The 22976-nt window shown below is 69.1% G+C and carries 19 protein-coding genes; 14 read left to right on the top strand and 5 right to left on the bottom strand.

Going from position 1 to position 22976, the window contains the following annotated elements:
• Window positions 1-37 precede the first annotated feature (37 nt).
• The gene (locus EPA99_RS09825) at window positions 38-796 is read left to right on the top strand and encodes a glutathione S-transferase family protein (RefSeq protein WP_129471038.1); all 759 of its coding nucleotides are present in this window, start codon (window positions 38-40) and stop codon (window positions 794-796) included.
• Window positions 797-1234: 438 nt separating this feature from the next.
• On the opposite strand, the gene EPA99_RS09820 is transcribed toward EPA99_RS09825, so the two are convergent.
• On the bottom strand, window positions 1235-2125 hold the full coding sequence (locus EPA99_RS09820) for a LysR family transcriptional regulator (RefSeq protein WP_129471037.1): 891 nt from the start codon (window positions 2123-2125) through the stop codon (window positions 1235-1237).
• 98 nt (window positions 2126-2223) lie between these two features.
• Here EPA99_RS09820 and EPA99_RS09815 point away from each other — a divergent pair, with 98 nt between their 5' ends.
• The gene (locus EPA99_RS09815) at window positions 2224-3093 is read left to right on the top strand and encodes an SDR family oxidoreductase (protein ID WP_129471036.1); all 870 of its coding nucleotides are present in this window, start codon (window positions 2224-2226) and stop codon (window positions 3091-3093) included.
• A gap of 38 nt (window positions 3094-3131) precedes the next feature.
• Entirely contained in the window at window positions 3132-3602 is a 471-nt protein-coding gene (locus EPA99_RS09810; protein WP_129471035.1) for an AtaL-like protein, read from the top strand.
• A gap of 357 nt (window positions 3603-3959) precedes the next feature.
• Here the strand turns inward: EPA99_RS09810 and EPA99_RS09805 are convergent, their stop codons facing one another.
• The 3 genes from EPA99_RS09805 to EPA99_RS09795 form a co-directional block, all read right to left on the bottom strand.
• Window positions 3960-4175, bottom strand: coding sequence for a tautomerase family protein (locus EPA99_RS09805; protein ID WP_129471034.1), 216 nt, complete (start codon window positions 4173-4175; stop codon window positions 3960-3962).
• 27 nt (window positions 4176-4202) lie between these two features.
• Window positions 4203-5132: an SDR family NAD(P)-dependent oxidoreductase gene (locus EPA99_RS09800; protein ID WP_129471033.1), complete on the bottom strand. Its 930-nt coding sequence runs from the start codon at window positions 5130-5132 to the stop codon at window positions 4203-4205.
• Window positions 5133-5238: 106 nt separating this feature from the next.
• On the bottom strand, window positions 5239-5979 hold the full coding sequence (locus EPA99_RS09795) for an SDR family oxidoreductase (protein WP_129471032.1): 741 nt from the start codon (window positions 5977-5979) through the stop codon (window positions 5239-5241).
• 122 nt (window positions 5980-6101) lie between these two features.
• On the opposite strand from EPA99_RS09795, the gene EPA99_RS09790 reads away from it, so the two are divergent.
• A complete protein-coding gene (locus tag EPA99_RS09790) occupies window positions 6102-7007 on the top strand; it encodes a LysR family transcriptional regulator (protein ID WP_129471031.1) in 906 nt (301 codons plus the stop codon).
• Here EPA99_RS09790 and EPA99_RS09785 read toward each other — a convergent pair.
• On the bottom strand, window positions 7004-7894 hold the full coding sequence (locus tag EPA99_RS09785; RefSeq protein ID WP_129471030.1) for a LysR family transcriptional regulator: 891 nt from the start codon (window positions 7892-7894) through the stop codon (window positions 7004-7006). The two genes, EPA99_RS09790 and EPA99_RS09785, sit on opposite strands and share 4 nt — an antisense overlap.
• A 202-nt stretch (window positions 7895-8096) precedes the next feature.
• Here EPA99_RS09785 and EPA99_RS09780 point away from each other — a divergent pair, with 202 nt between their 5' ends.
• The 10 genes from EPA99_RS09780 (at window position 8097) to EPA99_RS09735 (ending at window position 22965) form a co-directional block, all read left to right on the top strand.
• On the top strand, window positions 8097-9158 hold the full coding sequence (locus tag EPA99_RS09780; RefSeq protein ID WP_129471029.1) for an aldo/keto reductase: 1062 nt from the start codon (window positions 8097-8099) through the stop codon (window positions 9156-9158).
• A 22-nt stretch (window positions 9159-9180) separates the two neighbouring features.
• Window positions 9181-10176: an aldo/keto reductase gene (locus tag EPA99_RS09775; RefSeq protein ID WP_129471028.1), complete on the top strand. Its 996-nt coding sequence runs from the start codon at window positions 9181-9183 to the stop codon at window positions 10174-10176.
• A 148-nt stretch (window positions 10177-10324) separates the two neighbouring features.
• Entirely contained in the window at window positions 10325-11320 is a 996-nt protein-coding gene (locus EPA99_RS09770; RefSeq protein WP_129471027.1) for an aldo/keto reductase, read from the top strand.
• A gap of 363 nt (window positions 11321-11683) precedes the next feature.
• Window positions 11684-13000 carry a M20 family metallopeptidase gene (locus tag EPA99_RS09765; RefSeq protein ID WP_129471026.1) on the top strand — a complete coding sequence of 439 codons (1317 nt, stop codon included), beginning with the start codon at window positions 11684-11686 and terminating at the stop codon, window positions 12998-13000.
• 53 nt (window positions 13001-13053) lie between these two features.
• Window positions 13054-13878 (top strand): NADPH-dependent 7-cyano-7-deazaguanine reductase QueF, encoded by an 825-nt coding sequence (gene queF, locus EPA99_RS09760; protein WP_129471025.1) that lies wholly within the window; start codon window positions 13054-13056, stop codon window positions 13876-13878.
• A 486-nt stretch (window positions 13879-14364) separates the two neighbouring features.
• The gene (locus EPA99_RS09755) at window positions 14365-16596 is read left to right on the top strand and encodes an NADP-dependent isocitrate dehydrogenase (RefSeq protein WP_129471024.1); all 2232 of its coding nucleotides are present in this window, start codon (window positions 14365-14367) and stop codon (window positions 16594-16596) included.
• Between the two features lie 185 nt (window positions 16597-16781).
• Complete coding sequence (locus EPA99_RS09750) at window positions 16782-17123, top strand: gamma-glutamylcyclotransferase family protein (RefSeq protein WP_129471023.1); 342 nt, start codon at window positions 16782-16784, stop codon at window positions 17121-17123.
• A 202-nt stretch (window positions 17124-17325) separates the two neighbouring features.
• Window positions 17326-18294: a hypothetical protein gene (locus EPA99_RS09745; RefSeq protein WP_129471022.1), complete on the top strand. Its 969-nt coding sequence runs from the start codon at window positions 17326-17328 to the stop codon at window positions 18292-18294.
• A 132-nt stretch (window positions 18295-18426) separates the two neighbouring features.
• The gene (gene aceK, locus EPA99_RS09740; protein WP_129471021.1) at window positions 18427-20166 is read left to right on the top strand and encodes a bifunctional isocitrate dehydrogenase kinase/phosphatase; all 1740 of its coding nucleotides are present in this window, start codon (window positions 18427-18429) and stop codon (window positions 20164-20166) included.
• A 75-nt stretch (window positions 20167-20241) separates the two neighbouring features.
• A complete protein-coding gene (locus tag EPA99_RS09735; RefSeq protein ID WP_129471020.1) occupies window positions 20242-22965 on the top strand; it encodes a bifunctional acetate--CoA ligase family protein/GNAT family N-acetyltransferase in 2724 nt (907 codons plus the stop codon).
• Window positions 22966-22976: the final 11 nt, after the last annotated feature.

Raw genomic sequence — 22976 nt, 5'->3', positions numbered from 1 at the left:
TTAGGCTTGCGCTTCCAAGCGATTCCGGGAGCCGCGCATGCCTGCACCGACCTACCACGTCATCGGCAACTACCTCTCGCCCTATGTGCGCAAGGTGCTGGTCTGCCTGCGACTGAAGGGCCTGGACTACAGCATCGATCCCATCGCCCCGTTCGTGGGCAATGCCGAGTTCGAACGCCTGAGTCCCCTGCGCCGCATCCCGGTGCTGATCCACGGCGATCGCGTCATCAACGACTCCACCGTGATCTGCCAATACCTGGAAGACCTGCACCCTGCGCCCTCGCTGTATCCGCAGGACCCGGGCGATCGCGCGCAGGCGCGCTGGCTGGAGGAATACGCCGACACCCGCCTGGGCGAGGTGATCGTGTGGGGCATGTTCTTCCAGCGCGGGCTCAAGCGCATCCTGTTCAAGGAAGACACCGACCAGGCGCGCTACGAGCACGCGCGCGATGTCGCCCTGCCCGCGTGCCTGGACTGGCTGGAACCCCAGGTGCCGGCGCAGGGCTATCTGTTCGGCGACCAGCTGAGCATCGCCGACATCTCGGTCGCGAGCTTCTTCCGCAACGCCGCCTTCGTGCGCGTGCAGGTCGATGCCGCGCGCTGGCCGCGTACCGCCGCCTGGCTCGATCGTGTGCTCGCCCTTCCCGCGTTCGTCGCGCTGGCCAGGATCGAAGACACCATCGCCCGCGTGCCGCTGCACGAACAACGCCCCCTGCTGGCCTCCCTGGGCGAGCCACTCAGCGAGACCACCGTGGGCGGCGCCAGCCCACGCCGTGGCGTGATGCGGCTGGACTGAGGCGCGCGAACGCCCACCCCGCAGGGCGTCCGAGCAGCCCAGGATGCGCGCCTGCGGAACGGGCACGACCAAGCTCGAAAAGTGCACTCCGACCCCGGTTTTTTCCTCATGGCGATGGTGGATGAGCAAAGCGTCATCCACCCTACGTAGGGTGGACAACGCGAAGCTTGTCCACCACGGCTCCGGCAACGACCGAGCAAGAACCAGGCAAACACGTCCCAAGGTCCACAACGATGGCGGATGAAGAGAGCGTCATCCATCCCACGTAGGGTGGACAACGCGAAGCTTGTCCACCACACCTCCGATGCCGATCAAGAATCAGCCACACGCCCGTCTTGCGAAGCCAACACCTATGGCCACGCCGATCGCGCTGATCGATCGACGGATGCGCAATCCGCCCCATAGCCGCTTCGCAGCGAAGTCGGAACGCCCGCACCGTCAATCCTGAGCGTAGGCGGCCAGCTCCTCCGGCGTGCCGTTCGGGAACGCGGCCTTGAGGAACTCCAGGAAGGCCGACACGCGCGCGCTGAGCAGGCGGCGTGAGGGGTACAGCGCCCAGATCTCGATGGGTGGCAAGCGCATCTCGCCCCAGTGCACCAGCCTGCCCGCCTGCAGATCGCCGGCGACCAGAGAGAAGGGCAGCACCGCCGCGCCGATCCCGCTCCGGGCGGCGTCACGGATCATGACCAGCGACGCCAGGCGCAGCACCGGATCGATCTCCATGGCGCGCGCGCCCTGCTTCGTCAGCAGGTCCCAGCGGGTCTGCCCGCTGGAAGCGCGCACGATGGCCGGCACGGCGGCTCCTTGCGGCGGCTTGCGCAGCGTTGGACTGGCCACCGCCACCAAATGATCGCGCAGCAGCACGCGTCCGATCAGCTGTTCGTCGGGGTCGGGGTTGACCCGGATGACCAGGTCATAGCCCTCCTCGATCATGTCCACGGGGCGGTCCTCCGTGGTGATCTCCAAGCGCACCTGCCGATGGCGCAAGGCGAACTGCGCCGACAGCTTTCCCAGCGCCATCTGCGAGAACAGCATCGGCGCGCTGATGCGCAGCCTGCCCTGCGGAGTCGCCCCGCCGGCGGCCACCGCGCTGGTGGCCTCGCCAAGCTCGGTCAACAAGGTGTCGGTGCGCTCGAACAGGGCGCGGCCTTCCTGGGTCAGCTTGAGGCTATGTGAGCCGCGCTCGAACAGGCGCACGCCCAGGCTGGCCTCCAGCTCGGCCACGCGCCGCGACAGCGTGGCCTTGGGTCGCTCGGCTGTCCTGGCCGCACGGCCGAAGCCGCCATGGCGCGCCACCAGGTTGAAGTCGGCCAGCGCCAGCAAGTCCATGTGTTCCACCAGAGAGACGGGATGTCCAACTATACGGGCTATCGGGCCGCAAACGGATCAATAACCATGGGCCACCCAACCCAATCGGAGTGATCCCCATGACCATCCTCGTCACTGGCGCCACCGGACATGTCGGCCGCCATGTCGTCCAGCAACTCATCCAGCGTGGCGCCAGAGTGCGCGCGCTGGCCCGCAACCCCGACACCGCGCAGCTGCCCGCGGGCATAGACCTCGTGCAAGGCGACCTGCTGGATGTGGACGCCCTGCGCGAAGGCTTCCAGGGCGTGACCACGCTGTTCCTGCTCAACGCCGTGGCGGCCGATGAGTTCACCCAGGCGCTGGTCGCGCTGAACGTGGCGCGCGAGGTGGGCATCAGGCGCGTGGTCTATCTGTCGGTCATCCACAGCGACCGCTACGTCAATGTGCCGCACTTCGCCGCCAAGTTCGGCGTGGAGCGCATGATCGAGCAGATGGGCTTCAGCGCCACCGTCCTGCGCCCCGCCTACTTCATGGACAACGAGTGGACGGTCAAGGATGTGATCCTGGGCCATGGCGTGTATCCGATGCCGATCGGCGGCAAGGGCCTGGCGATGATCGATGCGCGCGATATCGGCGAGATCGCCGCGATCGAGCTGCTGGCCCGGGACCAGGCGCCAGAAGACCAGCCGCTGACCCGCCTCAACCTGGTGGGCCCGGACACGCTCACCGGCGAGGACGCCGCGCGTACCTGGTCCGAGGTGCTGGGCCGGCACATCGCCTACGGCGGCGACCAGACCCCCGCGTTCGAGCAGAACCTGCGCCAGTTCATGCCCGCCTGGATGGCCTACGACATGCGCCAGATGGCAGAGCGCTTCCTCAGCGACGGCATGGTGCCCGAGGCCGGCGACGTGCAACGCCTTGCGCAGTTGCTTGGACGCCCGCTGCGCAGCTATCGCGACTTCGTTGCAGGCATCGCCTCGGCGGCGTGAAGCCCGAACTGACGCACTCCTTTCTTGAGGACATCGACATGATCTATTCCTCCGCCACCTTGCCAGTGAACGCACCCGGCCAGGTTCCCCTCACCCGCGCGCAGCTGTGGGCCGGCCTCATGCACAAGGCACGCGAACCGCAGCGCTTCTTCCCGCCGGGCGAATGCACCGATTCGGCGATCATCGAAGAAAGCTCCTCGCACCTGGTGCGGCAAGCCACCATCCTGGGCGATGACATCACCGAGATCATCAGCTTCACCGATAGCAAGCTCAGCTTCTTCCAGGTCAAGAGCCCGCGCGAAGGCGTCATCGTCAACGAGCTGGTTGAAGGCGACCACGGCGAACTGCAGCTGCGCTTCTACGCCTACATCGGGCTGCCCGGCAAAGCGCCCGACGCGCCGGAGGTGGCGGCGGCACAGGCCTGGATGGACAGCGAGAACGGCTTCGCCGCCGCCATCGCCTCCACGCTGAAGCACACGCGGGAGCTGGTGGCCGAGGGGACGATCTGAAGCGCTAGGCAGCCTGGGCGCGACGAGCTGCCGCGTCTCGGCTGAGGTGATCGCAGCGGTTCGACCGGCCCAGGGCGGAAACATGCGTGCAATCACCACCGGCAAGCCGGCACGCCACCTCACCCCGGCTTTCCGTTGGGCGGCGGTGGTGGATGGAAGGCGCCATCCATCCTACGCGCTTGTTGACGATGCGCGTGATGTCCGTTCGCGGCGATGGTGGATGAAAGAGCGTCATCCACCCTACGTAGGGTGGATGACGCGAAGCTTGTCCACCTGGATGCCTCGGGCCCCCGCGGCGCATGGCAACGATGAAAGCCATCCAGACGACAGCTCAACGCTCGAGCCAGAGTCTGGTCATCACTTCTTCGCAGGCAAGCCCATCTTGGCCAGGGTCAAGGTCTCATCGGCCCGCCCCCAGCCACCGTCGGTGACTTCCTCGACCAGCACCATGCTGTAGGGACGCACGCCTTCGCCGAAGTACTCGACGAACAGGGCGGTGGTGCGGTGGATCAGGTCTTCCTTGCGGGCGGCATCGAGCAGGCCTTCGGGAAATTTGTAGTTGGCAAATGGCATAGGGTTGAACTCCTTGGGATTGGTGGATCAGAGCGAAGCTTGGTCGCCGGCATGGCGCGTCCGCAGCAGGTCGCCCAAGCCGATGCGGCGCAGGAACTCCGCGCGCACCCGGTCGGCCACGGCGTTGACCACCGCCGCGCCGTCATCGCTGGGGTCCACATGCACGCGGAACGGGCGCTGCCCGCGCGGGGTATCGACGATGTCCACCATCGCGCGGGCCACGTCGGCCACATCGGCTCCGGGCGGCTCGGCCGCTGCCAGTCCGTCGCTGGCCTGCCTGGCCAGGCCCTGCGTGGCGCCGGTCTCGTAGTCCTCCGCGCGCGCCTCATCAGCCGGCTTGCCGCTGTGGGCGAAGTGGTTGGTACCCTGGGTGAAGGCGCCCGGCACGAGGATGCTGGTTTCGATGCCCCAGCGCGCCAGTTCGCTGGCATAGCTGACGGCCAGGGCATCCATCGCCGCCTTGGCCGCGAAGTACGGCGCCAGGAACGGCGGGGTGCCCCCGCGCGTGCTGGTGCTGCCGACCCAGAGCAGCAGTCCCTCGCGCTGGCCGCGCAGATGCGGCAGCGCGGCGCGGTTGACGCGCTGGGTGCCCAGCACATTGATGTCGTAGAGCTGGGCGTACTGCTCGGGCGTGAAGGCCTCGGCCGGGCCGAACACCATGTGCCCGGCGTTGTGCACCAGCACATCCAGGCGGCCGTGCTCGGCGATGACCTGGGCGATGGCCGCATCGGCCGAGTCCTGCGACTGCACGTCCAGCTCCAGCGCGCGCAGGTCCACGCCGTGCTGGGCGGCGTGCTCGCGCACGGCCTGCACCTGCGGTGCGTTGCGGCCGGCGGTGTCGCGCATGCTGGCATAGACGGTGTGGCCGGCCGCGGCCAGCGCACGCGCGCCGAGCGCGCCGAAGCCGCTGGAGGCGCCGGTGATCAGGATCACCTGGGATGGGTCGGACTTGCGCATGGACATGACCTCCTCGTGGGCGGCGCCTGCGGGCGCCACCGGGTTGGGTACGACGTTGCATGGGCAGGCGGGCCGGGCTTGCGAACACGCCCGGGCCCGCCGGCGTTTAGGCGAAGCCGCCGTTGGCGCGCAGGATCTGGGCGTTGACCCAGCCCGCGTCCGGGCCGGCCAGGAAGCTCACCACCCCGGCGATATCCTCCACCTCGCCCAGCCGCTCCATCGGCGAGAGCTTGGCGATCTGCGCGATGGCTTCTTCGCTCTTGCCTTCCAGGAACAGCTCGGTGGCCACCGGGCCGGGTGCAACCGCGTTCACCGTGATCTGGCGCCCGCGCAGCTCATTGGCTAGCACCCGCACCAGACCTTCGGTGCCCAGCTTGGAGGCGATGTAGGGCCCGTAGCTCGGAAAGTTCCTGGCGATCACGCTGGTGGACACCGCGATGATGCGGCCGCCCTCCACCAGGCGCTTGGCCGCCTCGCCCAGCACCAGGAAGCTGCCGCGCAGATTGGTCTGGATGACCTGGTCGAACGCAGCCAGGTTGTCCGGGTCGATCTTGGCCATCGGCATCATGCCGGCGCTGTTGACCACCACCTGCACCGCGCCGAAGGCAGCCACGGCTTGGTCGAACATCGCCGACACCGCGGCCGGGTCGGCCACGTCGGCCTGCACCGCCAGGGCCTGGCTGCCAGCGGCCTGGATGGCCCTGACCGTCTCCTCGGCCTTGGCCGCGTTGCCCGCGTAGCCGACCACGACGTTGAAGCCATCGCGCCCCAGGCGCTCGGCGATGGCGCGGCCGATGCCACGGGAAGCGCCGGTGACCAGCGCGGTGGTGTTGAAATGCGAGCTCATGGCCAGGTCCTCATCGTGTGCCGAGCGGGTCGGCGGGATGTGGAAAGTCTGGCTATTGGCGCCGGATGGATAAACACCCGCGACTTGCCATAACCATTCAAGCTGGCGCAACAATGCCGGCCATGGACCGCTTCGATTCCCTGCACTTGTTCGTCCGCATCGTCGAGCTGGGCAGCTTCACCCGCGCCGCGGCCGAACTGGACCTGCCCCGCGCCACCGCCACACACGCCATCAAGCAGCTGGAGGCGCGCCTGGGCAGCCGCTTGCTGGAGCGCACCACCCGCCAGGTGCGGCCCACCGACGATGGCCAACGCTTCTACGAGCGCTGCGTGCACCTGCTGGCCGAGCTGGAGGAAGCCGAAGGCGCGCTGCGCCATGTCGCGGCCCAGCCGCGCGGGCGGGTGCGGGTGGAGATGCACGGCAGCCATGCGGTGCAGGTGGTGCTGCCGCGCCTGCACGACTTCCACGCGCGCTACCCCGACATCGAGCTGGTGATCGGCAGCGGCGACCGGCTGGTGGACCTGGTGCGCGAGGGCGTGGACTGCGCGCTGCGCAGCGGATCGCTGCGCGATTCCTCGCTGGTGGCGCGCCGCGTCGGCACCGTGCATGAAGTCGTGTGCGCCAGCCCGGCCTATCTGGCCGCCCATGGCACGCCCACCCACCCGGGGCAGCTGTCGCAACACCGGGCGGTGGGCTTCTTCGCGGCCAACCACGACATCGACTATCCCTTCGCCTTCCTGGTCGAAGGAAAGGAACAGCGTTTCGACCTGGGCGGCTGGCTCAAGGTCAACGAGACGCGCAACTACGTGGCGGCGGCGGTGCATGGCCTGGGGCTGATCCAGATCCCGCGCATCGGCGTGGTGGACGAGCTGGCCAGCGGCACGCTGGTACAAGTGCTGGCCGACTGGCCGGCCCCGCCCATCCCCGTCCATCTGCTGCTGCCCAGCCGCCGTCCTCCGCCACGCGTGCGCGCCTTCGTGGACTGGGTGAGGCAGGTGTATGCCGATACGCTGGGCGAGCCGGCCTAGAGCCCCTCGCGCAGGAACTCCACGAACACCCGCAGCTTGGGCGGCAGCTGATCGCGGGCGGGGTAATAGATGTGGAAACCGGCGAAGGGCAGCTGCCAGTCCTGCAGCACGCTGACCATCGCGCCACTGGCCAGGTCGGCCTGGGCCAGCTCGCTGAAGCACTGGGTGAGACCCATGCCGCCACGCGCGGCCGCATAGGCGATCTCGCTGTCGTTGCTGATCAGCGGGCCATGCACTTCCACCTCGAAATCGCGGCCATCGCGGGTGAATTCCCAGGGCATCAGGCGGCCGCTGGTGAGCCGGTGCAGCAGGCAGGCGTGATGCACCAGATCCGCCGGCGTCTGCGGCACCCCGTAACGGTCGAAGTAGTCCGGCGTGCCGACCACCACCTGCCGGTGCATGGGCCCGATCGGCAGGGCGACCATGTCGCGCGCCAGCGATTCGCCCAGGCGGATGCCGGCGTCGAAGCCTTCGGCCACCAGATCGACCATGTAGCGGTCGATGAACAACTCCACCTGCACCTGCGGATAGCGCGCATGGAAGGCCGGCAGCCGCGGCATCACCAGGCGCTCGGCCACCAGGCGCGGCAAGGTGATGCGCAGGCGCCCGGCCGGCGTGTCGCGCACCGCATCCAGGTCCTGAAAGGCCGCGTCGATCCGCTCCAGCCCAACCCGCACCTGCTCCAGGAAGCGGGCGCCGTGCTCGGTCAGCCCCACCCGGCGCGTGGTCCGGTGCAGCAGCCGCACCCCCACCTGCGCCTCCAGCGCACGCACCGTCTGCGACAGCGCCGAGGGGCTGACGCCCAGCTCATCGGCCGCGCGACTGAAGCTGGCGTGGTGGGCCACGCGGGTGAAGGCGACCACGGCGGGGAGGGGGCTGCTGGCCATTGTGAAGCTGACCTTCAAGGCAGGTTCGGATTAGGCCAGTTTATCCGCATGGCGGATCGGCCGACCCTTTGGGCCGTGGAGCGAGGAACGGGTGGAGAGGAACGAGGAACGAGTGAAGCGCGCCGCACACCCCCGCTCGTTCCTCGTTCCTCGTTTCTCGTTCCTGGCCCTTTGATCCCTCAGCCCCCAAGGAGAGACCCCCATGCCCCTCGACCACTACCGCCTGCTCGGCCGCTCCGGCCTGCGCGTGAGCCCGTTGGCGCTGGGCACGATGACCTTCGGCCAGGACTGGGGATGGGGCGCGGATGAGGCCGAGAGCGGCCGCATCCTCGACGCCTACCTGGAGCGCGGCGGCAACTTCATCGATACCGCCAATTTCTACACCTTCGGCAGTGCCGAGACGCTGTTGGGCAGGCTGCTGCAGCACCGCCGCGAGCGCGTGGTGCTGGCCACCAAGTACAGCCTGAGCATGGAGGCGGCCGACCCCAACGCCGGCGGTAACCATCGCCGCGCCATGCTGCGCGGGGTCGAGGCCAGCCTGAAGCGGCTCCAGACGGATTACCTGGACCTGCTGTACCTGCACGCCTGGGATGGCACCACGCCGGTGGAGGAAGTGATGCGCGCCTTCGACGACCTGGTGCGTGCAGGCAAGGTCATGTACGCCGGCATCAGCGATACGCCGGCCTGGCTAGTGGCGCGCATGCAGACCCTGGCCGACCTGCGCGGCTGGAGCCCGCTGGTGGCCCTGCAGATCGAATACAGCCTGCTCCAGCGCAGCGTCGAACACGAGTTGATCCCCATGGCCGACGCGCTGGGCCTGGGCGTGGTGGCCTGGTCGCCCCTGGGCGGCGGCGTGCTGACCGGCAAGTACGGCGCCGGCGATCTCAGCCCGCCAGCCGAGCCCGGGCCCACCGGCACCCGCCGCGAGGTCGCCATCGCCAATGGCGCGCTCAACGCACGCGCTCTGGAGATTGCCGAGGTGGTGCGCACCGTTGCGCAGGAGCGCGGCGACAGTCCCGCGCAGGTGGCCCTGGCCTGGGCGCTGCAGCGACCCGGACCGGGCGCGGTCCCGATCATCGGCGCGCGCACCCTGGGCCAGCTGCAGGACAACCTGGGCGCCTTGCAGGTGCAGTTCACGCCCGCCCAGCGCGCGCGCCTGGACGATGCCAGCCAAGGCCCGGCGCCCTTTCCGCACGAATTCCTGCGCTCGCCACTGGTGCAGCGCAATCTGTTCGGCACCACGCGGCTGCAGCCGCGCCTCTGATCTTCCCCACAGGAGTCTGGCAATGAAGCAACGCACGCTGGGTCGCAACGGCCCCACCGTTTCCGCCCTGGGCCTTGGCTGCATGGGCATGAGCGCCTTCTACGGCGGACGCGGCGATGAGGCCGCCTCCATCGCGGTCATCCACCGCGCCCTGGAGCGCGGCGTCACCCTGCTCGACACCGCCGACATATACGGGCCGCACACCAACGAGGTCCTCCTCGGCAAGGCCATCGCCGACCGACGCGATGCGGTGTTCCTGGCGACCAAGTTCGGCATCCGCCTGGATCCCGACGACCCGTCCGTGCGCGGGGTCGACGGCCGCCCCGAGTACGTGCAGTCCAGCGTCGAAGGCAGCCTCAAGCGCCTGGGCGTGGAGCACATCGACCTGTACTACCAGCACCGCGTGGACCCGAACGTGCCCATCGAGGAGACCGTCGGCGCCATGGCGCGCCTGGTCGAGCAGGGCAAGGTGCGCTACCTGGGCCTGTCCGAGGCCGGTCCGGACACGCTTCGCCGCGCGCACGCCACCCATCCGATCACCGCGCTGCAGACCGAGTACTCGCTGTGGTCGCGCGAGCCGGAAGACAACGGCGTGCTGACCACCGTGCGCGAACTGGGCATCGGCTTCGTGCCGTACTCGCCGCTGGCCCGTGGCTTTCTCACCGGCGCGATCCGCTCGGTGGAGGACTTCGATCAGGACGACTACCGCCGCAACAGCCCGCGCTTCCAGGGCGAGAACTTCGCCGCCAACCTGGCGCTGGTGGACAAGGTCAACGCGCTTGCGGCCGACAAGGGCTGCACGCCGGGCCAACTGGCGCTGGCCTGGGTGCTGGCGCAGGGCGATGACCTGGTGCCCGTCCCCGGGACCAAGCGGCTCAAGTACCTGGAAGAGAACCTGGGCGCGTTGGACCTGGTGCTGGACCAAGCCGACCTTGCCGCCATCGATGCGGTGTTCCCGCGCGATGCGGTGGCGGGCACGCGCTATCCGGCCTCGATGATGTCCACCTTGAACCGCTGACAGGCGCCGGGCGATCTACCCGTGGAACGGTGCGGATCGCAACGCGTTGCCGGCATGCCGCGCAAAGGCGCACCGCTGCGCGGACAATGGCGAGCGCGCTGCGCCTTCGCGCAGGCCTCGCCCCACCCGCATCACCAGGAATTGCCCGATGAAGACCCGCACCCTCGGCCGTGATGGCCCCACCGTTTCCGCCCTCGGGCTGGGCTGCATGGGCATGAGCCAGTCCTACGGCAACCGCGTCGACGACGCCAGCGCGATCGGCGTGATCCACCACGCGCTGGAGCGTGGCGTGACCCTGCTGGACACCTCGGACATGTATGGCCCGCACACCAACGAGGTGCTGGTCGGCAAGGCCATCGCCGGCAGGCGCGACGCGGTGTTCCTGGCGACCAAGTTCGGCTTCGTGTTCGAACCCGGCGCCTCGCGCCCCAGCGGCGTCAGCGGCCGGCCCGAGTACGTGCGCGCCAGCCTGGATGCCAGCCTCAGGCGCCTGGGCACCGACCATATCGACCTGTACTACCAGCACCGCGTCGACCCGGCCGTGCCGATCGAGGACACCGTGGGTGAGATGGCGCGCGCGGTAGAGGCCGGCAAGGTGCGCTACCTGGGCCTGTCCGAGGCCGCACCGTCCACGCTGCGCCGCGCCCACGCCACCCATCCGATCACCGCGCTGCAGACCGAGTACTCGCTGTGGTCGCGCGATCCGGAAGACAACGACGTGCTGGCCACCGTGCGCGAGCTGGGCATCGGCTTCGTGGCGTACTCGCCGCTGGGCCGCGGCTTCCTCACCGGCGCGATCCGCACGCCGGAGGATTTCGACGAGGACGACAACCGCCGCAACCACCCGCGCTTCCAGGGCGAGAACTTCACCGCCAACCTGGCCCTGGTGGAGAAGGTGCGGGCGATCGCCGCGGACAAGGGCGTCACCCCCGGCCAGCTGGCGCTGGCCTGGGTGCTGGCGCAGGGTGATGACCTGGTGCCGATTCCCGGCACCAAGCGCATCCCCTACCTGGACGAGAACCTGGACACGCTGGAGATCGTGCTCGATCGCAGCGAGCTGGCGGCCATCGCCGCGGTCTTCCCGCAAGGCGCCGCCTCGGGCCAGCGCTACCCGCAAGGCGGCATGGCCCAGCTCCACCGCTGACACGCAGCGATACGCCGAACATTGCGCGGGAAGCGCCTGGCAGCGGCTGCAGAGGATGCTGCGAGCGTGGCGTAACCGCAGCTGCGCGAGCGGCGCTGGGATCTTCTATGGGAGCGGCTTCAGCCGCGAAAGGGACTTACCGGTAAACCCCCTTCGCGGCTGAAGCCGCTCCCACAACTATTTCCCCAGCGACTCCGCAAGCTGCATCAGCGGGCGCTCCAGCTCACGATGCATGGCCACGCCGGCCCATGATCTTGGCTTAGCCCCCGGAAGCTGTTTAGGCTCAGACACGCGACCGCATGCGCGGCGACACCATGACGCGTCAGCCAGAGCGAGCCGGCGCCCCCCATCAGGAGTTTCCCCATGGCCCGTTTCCGCCTCACCACGCTGTCCGCACTGCTGGCCCTGTCGGTGGCCACTGCCCACGCCGCCACGCCACGCCCCGAGGTCGATGCCGCCGCGCGCGCGCTGCAGCAGAAGGTGGTGGACTGGCGGCGGGACTTCCACGCGCATCCTGAGCTGGGCAACCGCGAGACCCGCACCGCGCAGAAGATCGCCGCGCACCTGAAAAGCCTGGGCCTGAAACCCAGGACCGGCATCGCCACCACCGGCGTGGTGGCCATCATCGAAGGCGGCCAGCCCGGGCCCAGGCTGGCCCTGCGCGCGGACATGGACGCGCTGCCGGTCACCGAGCGGACCGGCCTGCCGTTCGCCTCCACGGTCAAGACCACCTTCAACGGCGAGCAGGTCGGGGTGATGCACGCCTGCGGACACGATGCCCACATCAGCATCCTGATGGGCGTGGCCGAATCGCTGGTGAAGATGAAGGACCAATTGCCCGGCCAGGTGATGCTGATCTTTCAGCCGGCCGAGGAAGGCCCGCCGGACGGCGAGGAAGGCGGGGCCGAGGTGATGCTGGCGCAGGGGCTGTTCAAGGACTTCAAGCCCGATGCGATCTTCGGCCTGCATGTGTTCTCCTCGGTACCGGCCGGCAAGGTCGCCGTGCGCGGCGGTCCGCTGATGGCCGCGGCCGACCGCTTCGACATCACCGTCAAGGGCCGGCAGACCCATGGCTCGGCGCCGTGGGCCGGCATCGACCCCATCGCCGCCAGCGCCGAGCTGATCTCCTCGGCCCAGCACATCGTCAGCCGCCGCACCAACATCGCCCAGCTGCCGGCGGTGGTGAGCTTCGGCAGCGTGCGTGGCGGGGTGCGCTTCAACATCATCCCTGACCAGGTGCGCCTGGTGGGCACCATCCGTACCTTCGACGAAGGCGTGCGCCAGCAGATCTTCAAGGACTTGAAGAACGTCTCCGAGCACGTCGCCGCCGCCCATGGCGCCACGGTCGAGGCCAAGGTGCCGGACATCGCCGGCACCCCGGTGACCATCAACGATGCGGCGCTGACCGCGCGCATGTGGCCGAGCCTGCAGGCGGCCCTGGGTCCGGACAACGTCTACGAGCCGCCGCTGCAGCTGGGCGCGGAGGACTTCTCCTACTTCGGCCAGCAGGTGCCGGCCATGTTCTTCTTCGTCGGCTCCACCGGCGCCGGGCTGGACCCTGCCACCGCCCCCAGCAACCACTCGCCCGAGTACCTGGTGGACGAATCGGCGCTGGACGTGGGCTTGCGCGCGATGCTGCAGGTCTCGCTGGATTTCCTGCACGGGGAAGGGGCCGGCTGACGCTCCGCCCGGCTGCTCATCCGCCATTGCACCCGGCCACCTACACTGCGCGCATGAGTACGCCTGCCGATTCCATGCTGGGCCGCGAGGTCGCCTACCCGGCCCACTACGACCCCTCCCTGCTGTTCCCGATCCCGCGCGAGGGCGCACGCCGCCAGCTCGGCCTGGACCCGCAGGCGCTGCCCTTCATCGGGCACGACCGCTGGCATGCCTACGAGCTGGGCTGGCTGGACATCAAGGGCAAGCCGCAGGTGGGCACGGCCACCCTCACCGTGCCGTGCGATTCGCAGCACCTGATCGAGTCCAAGTCGCTCAAGCTCTACCTCAACTCGCTCAACGGCGAGCGCTTCAACAGTGCCGAGGCCGTGCGCGAGCGCATCGCCACGGACCTGTCGGCGCGTGCCGGCGCGCCGGTGGCGGTGCTGCTGGGCCTGCCGCCGCTGCCGCGCGACGAATCGGCCGACGCCGGCGTGGTGCTGGATCACCAGGACCTGGAGATCGACGACTACGGCCCGCCCAACCCCGGCTACCTGTCGGTGCAGGCCGACACCCCGGCCGCGGAGACCCTGGTCAGCCACCTGCTCAAGTCCAATTGCCCGGTCACCGGCCAGCCCGACTGGGCCACGCTGATCGTGCGCTACCGCGGCGCACGCATCGACCGCGCCGGCCTGCTGCGCTACATCGTCAGCTACCGCAACCACAGCGGCTTCCACGAGCAATGCGTGGAAGGCATCTTCGCCGACCTGCTGCGCACCTGCGAGCCGGAGTGCCTGTACGTGGAAGCGCGCTACACCCGTCGCGGAGGCCTGGACATCAACCCCTGCCGGGCCACCCCAGGCATGACGCTGCCGCCTCCCGTTCGCGAGGTCAGGCAGTAACGCCCGTTCCGGCGCCGGTCCGGTCATCGCTGGATGGTCGCTGCGCGGTCGGCACGGGCCAGCGCCGCGCTAATGTTGGCTGTGCGTAACGCTTGCGCCCACGAAGATGAAGCGTCCCCAACAGGTTCGGCGCACGCGTGAACTTCCCGAAGGGGTCCGCTGTCATACGACAGCAGCCAACGCAATGCACCATGCGCTGATCAAGGCGCGACATCGGGCAAGGTGGCCCGCTCCGCTCTCTCTCCCGGAGCGGGCCACACTCAAAGGCGCAACCTCTCCCCGGGTTGCGCCTTTTTCTTTTGCCCGCGCGCCATCACGCGGTGCTTACACAAACACAGCCGTTGCAGTGGCAACCGATGTTTTGCCGCCACCCGGCGAACGCGCGACAATGACGCGTTTCTCCGCGCATCGCCGCGTGCCTGCCGCCAACGCCAGCGGGCCGCCCGTCTTTCGTTGAACACCGCTCAAAGGACCGTTGACGTACCTATGTCCCATACGCCGAAGATCATCTACACGCTGACCGATGAAGCGCCGTTCCTGGCCACCCAGTCGCTGCTGCCCATCGTCGATGCCTACACCGACACGGCCGGCATCGTGGTCGAGACCCGCGACATCTCGCTGGCCGGCCGCATCCTGGCCCAGTTTCCGGACCTGCTGAGCGCCGAGCAGAAGATCGCCGACGACCTGAGCGAGCTGGGCGAGCTGGCGACCACGCCGGAAGCCAACATCATCAAGCTGCCCAACATCTCCGCCTCGGTGCCGCAGCTCAAGGCCGCCATCAAGGAACTGCAGGACCAGGGCTATCCGCTGCCGGCCTATCCGGACGAGCCCAAGACCGACGCCGAAAAGGACATCAAGGCGCGCTATGACCGCACCAAGGGCAGCGCGGTCAACCCGGTGCTGCGCGAAGGCAACTCCGATCGCCGCGCCCCGCTGTCGGTGAAGAATTACGCGCGCAAGCACCCGCACCGCATGGGCAAGTGGTCCTCCGATTCCAAGACCCATGTGGCGCACATGGAATCGGGCGACTTCTTCGGCAGCGAGCAGTCCACCACCATCGCCGAGGCCGGCGCGCTGAAGATCAGCTTCATCGGCAACGACGGCAGCACCACCGTGCTCAAGGACAAGGTGGCGGTGAAGGCCGGGGAGATCGTCGACGCGGCGGTGATGAGCCGCAAGGCGCTGGCCAGCTTCATCCAGGCGCAGATCGCCGACGCCAAGGCGCAGGACGTGCTGTTCTCGGTGCACCTGAAGGCGACGATGATGAAGGTCTCCGACCCGGTGCTGTTCGGCATCGTGGTGGGCGAGTTCTACAAGGACGTGCTGGGCAAGCACGCCGAAGCGCTCAAGTCGGTGGGTTTCGATCCCAACAACGGCATCGGCGACCTGTACGCCGTCATCGCCAAGCTGCCAGCCGACCAGGCCGAGGCCATCAAGGCCGACGTGCAGGCCGAGTACGCCAAGCGCCCGGGCCTGGCCATGGTCAACTCGGACAAGGGCATCACCAACCTGCACGTGCCCTCGGACGTGATCATCGATGCCTCGATGCCGGCGATGATCCGCGACAGCGGCCAGATGTGGAATGCCGAAGGCAAGCTGCAGGACACCAAGGCAGTGATCCCGGACCGCTGCTATGCCGGCGTGTACCAGGCCACCATCGAGGACTGCAAGGCCCATGGCGCGTTCGACCCGGCCACCATGGGCTCGGTGCCCAACGTGGGCCTGATGGCGCAGAAGGCCGAGGAATACGGCAGCCACGACAAGACCTTCGTCATTCCCGGCGAAGGCAAGGTCGTGGTGACCGATGCGGCCGGCGCCACGGTGTTCGAGCACGCAGTTGAAACCGGCGATGTCTGGCGCATGTGCCAGGTCAAGGACGCGCCGATCCAGGACTGGGTCAAGCTGGCCGTGACGCGCGCGCGCCTGAGCGAAACGCCGGCGGTGTTCTGGCTGGACAAGGACCGCGCCCACGATGCCCAGGTGATCGCCAAGGTCCAGACCTACCTGAAGGACCACGACACCAGTGGCCTGGACCTGCGCATCCTCTCGCCGGTGGAGGCGACCAAGTTCTCGCTGGAGCGCATCCGCAAGGGCCAGGACACCATCTCGGTGACCGGCAACGTGCTGCGCGATTACCTGACCGACCTGTTCCCGATCATGGAGCTGGGCACCAGCGCCAAGATGCTGTCCATCGTGCCGCTGATGGCCGGTGGCGGCCTGTTCGAGACCGGTGCCGGCGGTTCGGCGCCCAAGCACGTGCAGCAGTTCGTCGAAGAGGGCTACCTGCGCTGGGATTCGCTGGGCGAGTTCCTGGCGCTGGCCGCCTCGCTGGAGCACCTGGGCCAGACCTACGACAACGCCGCGGCCACTACGCTGGCCAAGGCCCTGGACGTGGCCAACGGCAAGTTCCTGGACAGCAACAAATCCCCGGCCCGCAAGGTCGGCGAGATCGACAACCGCGGCAGCCACTTCTACCTGGCGCTGTACTGGGCCCAGGCCCTGGCCGCGCAGGACGACAACGCCGAGCTGAAGGCCAAGTTCGCGCCCCTGGCGAAGGCCTTGACCGAGCAGGAGGACCAGATCGTGGCCGAGCTCAACGGTGCCCAGGGTAAGCCGCAGGACATCGGCGGTTACTACCACCCGGACCTGGCCAAGTGCGCCACGGCGATGCGTCCGAGCAAGACCTTCAACGACGCGCTGGCCCTGCTGGGCAAGTAAGTCGGTTTAGGCGTGTTTCGCGGGCCGCTTTCCTTTGTGGAAGGCGGCCCGTTCTGTTTCCATGCCTGCCTGTGTGGGAGCCGATTCATCGGCGATGGGGCGTTCCCGGTAACGCCTTGGCGCGGCTGATGGCTCGGGTCCACTTTCAAGCCGCGTCCACCACACGGCCCTCACCTGCATCTGCCATGACCGACACCGTCCTGTTGTTCTCCTACGGCACCCTGCAGCTGGCTTCGGTCCAGCAGGCGCAGTTCGGCCGCCTGCTCGAGGGCCGCCCCGATGCGCTGCCCGGCTATGCGCGCAGCCTGGTGGAGATCACCGACCCGCAGGTGCTGGCCAGCAGTGGCGAGCGCTTCCATCCCATCGTCGCGCCCAGCGGCAATCCGGACGATGCGGTGGAAGGGCAGGTGTTTGAGATCACGCCCGCCGAGCTGGCCGCGGCCGATGCCTACGAGGTGGACGATTACGTGCGGGTCGAGGTGGCCCTGCGCTCAGGCGCGATGGCCTGGGTCTACGTGCAGGCCTGAGCCCGGCTGGCCTGGCGCCCGCCGCAGCGGCGCAACGCGTGATGGCGATCTAGGCGTGACACACCGTGGCGCCAGGTGCCAGGCGCGACGACGCCGGCATCATCGCCGGCCCCACTATCATGCGCGCGGCAGGCACGCCCGCCTGGACCAGACCACGCACACGGCACCGCGATACAGGAGCGCAATGGCCCGAGTTTCGGTCATGGGGACGGACACACCGATGGAACAGGCCCTGCTGGCGCGCCTTCGCCAGATCGGCGCCGGCGTCGGCCAGCCGGTGGAGCGCTGCGAAGAAGCCACGCAGTGCGACCTGCTCGTGGTCGCCGACAGCATGTTGATGCGCAGCCTGGCCCGGCGCCTGGTCTCCCACCGGCCGCAGATGGCGCTATGGGTGCTGCAGGCCGATGGCACCCTGGCCGATGCGCAGGCCCCGCAATCAGAACCGATGGATCAGACCGACATCGCCCTGGCGCTGCAGCGGATCGGTCAGCGTGCCGGTGCGTCGGTGCCCGGAACGGCGCGCGCCAGCGCGCCGCAGCCGGCCGCTGCGCCGGAACCGGTGCCGATCAGCGTGCAGGTCCGCCAGCACCTGGCCGCGCGCGATGGCAGCTGGCTGCTCCGGGCCGATGGCAAGGACCTGTTCGTGCTCGGCTTCGACAGCCTCACCGCCACGCCGCTGCAGGTCGATGCCATTCCCGCGCAACTGCTGGGCGCGGCCATCGGCCAGAGCCCGCAGACGGTGGTGCTGAGCCCACTGGACCCGGCACACACCCCCCTGGGCGCGCAGCAGAAGACCGCGCTGGTGCCGCTGCTATGGCAGGCGGCCCTGCGCATGCACCTGGAGCCGACGCTGATGGCGCCGATGGACGAGTCCTCGGTGCTCAAGCTGCGGCGCTGGCCGGATTTCCGCGTGCTGGCGCACCGCCACGACGACTTCAGGCTGTGCACGCTGCTGTTGGAGCAGGCCTGCCGCGCGCGCGAAGCCTCGCACAGGCTGGGCATCGACCCGGGGGCGGTGTTCGCGCTGTTCAATGCCGCCTACCTCAGCGGCTATGCCAACCTGGAAGCGGCCACGCCCGAATCCGATCCCGCCAGTGGCGGTGCTGCCGGTGGCACCGGGCAGCGGTTGGCCGATACCTGGCGCAACCTGCGCACGCGCATCGGGCGCTGAAGGAGCGCCGCGCGGCGCAGCGCGGCTGGACGCCGCCAACGCGCCAGCAAGACGAACGGCACAGGCCGCGCGGCCATGACGTTGGACGTTTGGCGCAGCCGCGTCGGCCGCCACAGTCACTAGACTGCGGCCATGTCCGCCCCGCCCCTCGACCCCGACCAGCAGCAGCGCGCCCAGGCGGTGAGCCGCGCGATCTTCGAAGCCTTCGAGGACTACCACGCGCGCTTCGCCCAGATCACCCGGCGCGCGCGGCGACGCTTCGAGCAGCGCGACTGGGCCGGCGCGCGCCAGGATGCGGTCGAGCGCATCGCCCTGTACGACCAGTGCATCGCCGAATGCCGCCTGCGCCTGCAGGCAGTGCTGCTGGGGCACGCGCACGATCGCGCGCTGTGGCGTGCCATCCGCGGCGGCTTTGCGCACAGGATCGAAGGGCTGATCGACCAGGAGCTGTACAAGACCTTCTACAACACGCTGACCCGGCGCTTCTTCGGCACGCGCGGGGTGGATGCCACGGTGGAATTCGTGGCGCTGGACATCGAGCCCACCGCCGCCATCACCCACCCGGTGGCGCGCCATACCTATGCCGTGTCCGAGCGGCGCCCGGCCGATGCCTTTGCCCAGGCCTTGCAGGACGTGCGCCTGGACGTGCCCTACGCGCATCGCCTGCGCTGCGCGGCGGCGGTGGTGGTGCGGCTGCAGGACGACCTGGCGCATTGGGGCCCGCAACCGCTGCGGCAGATCGAACTGCTGGAAACCGTGTTCTATCGCGAGCGCCGCGCCTACCTGGTCGGTCGCGTCTTCGGCGAGCACCGCTTCTCGCCGTGCGTGATCGCCCTGGTGCACACCCCGCAGGGGCTCAAGGTGGAAGCCGTGCTGAGCCAGCGCGCGGATGTGGCGCATCTGTTCGGCATCTCGCGCAGCTATTTCCAGGCCGACCTGCCGACCGTGGGCGATGCGGTGGTGTTCCTGCAGAGCGTGCTGCCGCACAAGCCGCTGGACGAGCTGTACACCGTGCTCGGCCGCGCCAAGCAGGGCAAGACCGAGCGCTTCCGCACCTTCTTCAGGCACTTCGCCGAGCAGCCCGACGAGCAGCTGGTGCATGCCGAGGGCACCCCCGGCATGGTCATGGCGGTGTTCACCCTGCCCTCCTATCCGCTGGTGTTCAAGCTGATCCGCGACCGCTTCGCCTGGCCCAAGCAGATGAGCCGCAAGGACGTGGAGGGCAAGTACGCGCTGGTGTTCCACCTGGACCGCGTCGGCCGCCTGCTCGATGCCCAGCCCTATCGCTCGCTGCGCTTCCCGCGCGCGCGCTTCAGTCCGGCGCTGCTGGCCGAGCTGCAGGACAGCTGCGCCGGCAGCCTGAGCATCGAGGGCGAGGACCTGATCATCGCGCTGTGCTACGTCCAGCGCCGGCTGCGTCCGTTGAACCTGTACCTGCGCGAGCAGACGCCGGAAGCGGCGCGGGCGGCGGCCATCGACTACGGCCAGGCCATCGTCGACATGGCCAGCAACAACATCTTCCCCGGCGACATGCTGCTGAAGAACTTCGGCGTCTCGCGCCAGGGCCGCGCGGTGTTCTACGACTACGACGAGCTGTGCCTGGTGACCGACTGCAACTTCCGCGACTGGCCCACGCCGACCACGCCGGAAGAACAGATGGCCGACGAGCCCTGGTTCCACGTGGCCCCGCGCGATGTCTTTCCCGAGCGCTTCCCGTTGTTCATGGGCTTGCCCGCCGCGCAGCTCGAAGCGCTCCGGCGCGTGCATGGGCAGCTGTTCCGCCCGCAGTGGTGGCGCGAGCTGCAACAGCGCCTGGCGGTGGGCGATTACCCGGACACGCCACCGTACCCGGCCGCGCTGCGATTGGCCTGAGCCGGGGGACGTGCGCTTTCGCGGTGGGCCTGTAAGGTACGCGCTGACCTTGTAACGCCCAGCCCTGGCCACCGCATGAGCACCTACCGCCTCAAGTCCGTCTTCCGGCCGCAATCCATCGCGATCGTCGGCGGCAGCACGCGCGAGCGCTCGGCCGGGCGCGCGGTGGTGCGCAACCTGCAGGCCGCAGGCTTTCCCGGCAAGCTCGGCTGGGTCAGCCGGCGCTATCCGGAGATCGATGGCGTGCGAACGGTGCGCAACCTCGGCGACCTGGGCTGGGTGCCGGACCTGATCGTGATCACCGCCCCGGCGCGCATCGTGCCGCGCGTAGTCGCCGTGGCCGCGCGCCTGGGCGTGGCGGCGGCCATCATCCTCACCGCCGGACTGGGCAAGGGGCCCGGATCGCCTGCCGCGCGCGCCGAATCGGCCGCGCGCGCCAAGGGCCTGCGCATCCTCGGGCCGCACTGCCTGGGGGTGATCGCCCCGCACGCCAAGCTCAACGCCAGCATCGCCGCGCACTGCCCGCAGCCGGGCGACCTGGCGTTGATCTCCGAATCCAGCGCCATCGCCGCCGCCCTGGTGGAATGGGGGGTGGCGCGCTCGGTGGGCTTTTCCGCGGTGGTCTCGCTGGGCGATACGCTGGATGTGGATTTCGGCGACCTGCTGGATTACTTCGCCACCGACTACCGCACCCGCGCGATCCTGCTTTACGTCGAGCACATCCAGGACGCGCGCAAGTTCATGTCCGCCGCGCGCGCCGCCGCGCGCTCCAAGCCGGTCGTGGTGGTGAAGTCCGGCCGCCAGCCAGCGTCGGCGGCGCGGGATGCGCAGACCCACACCGGGGCATTGGCCAGCGCCGATGCGGTCTACGACGCCGCGTTCCGCCGCGCGGGCCTGCTGCGCGTGGGCGCACTGGACGAGCTGTTCGCCGCGGCCGAAACCTTGGGCCGGTTGGGCACCTTTCCCGGCCATCGCCTGGCCATCCTCAGCAACGGCGGCGGCGTGGGCCAGCTGGCCACCGACCAGCTGGCCGCGCTGGGCGGCACACTGGCCACGCTGTCGGCCGATACGGTGTCCAGGCTGGACAAGGCGATCCCGCAGGAATGGTCGCGCGCCAACCCGGTGGACATCGTGGTCGATGCCGACGGCGAGCGCTACGCCCAGGCCATCGAGGCGCTGCTGGCCGATCCGGACAACGACGCGCTGATGGTGGTCAACGTGCCTACCGCCTTTACTTCCTCGGCCGACGCCGCCCAGGCGCTGACCCGCAGCCTGGGCGCGCGCAGCGGGGGCTATCGGCGCAAGCCGGTGTTCGCCGTGTGGCTGGGCAACGACGATGCGGCCATCGGCACGCTCAATGCCGCTCAGATTCCCAGCTACGCCACCGAGTCCGACGCCATCCATGGCTTCATGCACCTGGTGCGCTACCGCCAGGCCCAGACCGCGCTGATGGAAACCCCGCCCAGCCTGCCGGAGGACTTCGTGGTGGACAGCGCTGCGGCGCGCCAGCATGTGGAGGCCGCTCTGCAGGCCGGCCGACGTTGGCTGGACCCGCTGGCGGTGCAGGCGGTGCTGGAGGCCTACGGCATTCCGGTCGCGCCTCTGCAGTTGGCGGGCGATGCCGAGCAGGCCGCGCGCCTGGCCGCGACGATGCTGCAGGCCGGCTCGGCCGTGGCGGTGAAGATCCTCTCGCCGGATATCCCGCACAAGTCCGACATCGATGGCGTGCGGCTCAACCTGACCAGCGTGGAGGCCGTGCGCGAGGCCGCCGATGGCATTCTCGGCCGGGCCCGCGCCGCGCGGCCCAAGGCGCGCATCGACGGCGTGGTGCTGCAACCCACGCTGCTGCGGCCCAAGGCGCGCGAACTCATCGCCGGCATCGCCGACGACGCCACGTTCGGCCCGGTCATCGTGTTCGGGCGCGGCGGCACGGCCACGGAAGTGATCGACGACAAGGCCCTGGCCCTGCCGCCGCTGGACCTGCGGCTGGCCCACGAGCTGATCGGCCGCACCCGCGTCTCGCGCATCCTCAAGGCCTACGGCGACGTGCCCGCCGCCGACGAGCGCGCCGTGGCGCTGGTGCTGGTCAAGCTGGCGCAGCTGGCCACCGATCTGCCCGAGATCCGTGCACTGGACATCAACCCGCTGCTGGCCGACCGCGATGGCGTCATCGCGCTCGATGCCCGTATCGCCGTGGCCCCTTCCGAGAGCGGGCACAAGGGCCGCGGCCATCCGCGCCTGTCGATCTTTCCGTATCCGAAGGAGTGGGAACGCTACATTCCCCTCAGCGATGGCACCACCGCCTTCGTGCGGCCAGTGCGGCCGGAGGACGATGCGCTGTTCCGCGCCTTCTTCGCCCGCGTCACCGACGAGGACCTGCGCCTGCGCTTCTTCCAGGCGGTCAAGCACTTCAGTCATGAGTTCATCGCGCGCCTGACCCAGCTGGACTACGCCCGCTCCATCGCCCTGGTGGCCATCGACCCGCGCAGCGGCCAGATGCTCGGCGCGGTGCGTCTGCACGCCGACGCCGACTACGACCGCGGCGAGTACGGCATCCTGATCCGCTCGGACCTCAAGGGCCACGGCATCGGCTGGAAGCTGATGCAGATCATGATCGAGTACGCAGGATGGCTCGGCCTCAACGTGGTCGAAGGCCAGGTCCTGCGCGAGAACCGCACCATGCTGGACATGTGCCAGACCCTGGGCTTCAAGGTCAGCACCGACCCGGACGAGCCCACCGTGGCCAACGTGGTGCTGTCGGTGCAGGAGGCACGCGCGGCCAGCGCGCCGGTGCGCTGAAACCGGGCAAG

Source organism: Pseudoxanthomonas composti, from assembly GCF_004122095.1.
Classification (GTDB): Bacteria; Pseudomonadota; Gammaproteobacteria; order Xanthomonadales; family Xanthomonadaceae; genus Pseudoxanthomonas_A; species Pseudoxanthomonas_A composti.
This window is presented reverse-complemented; position numbering and strand designations above follow the sequence as displayed.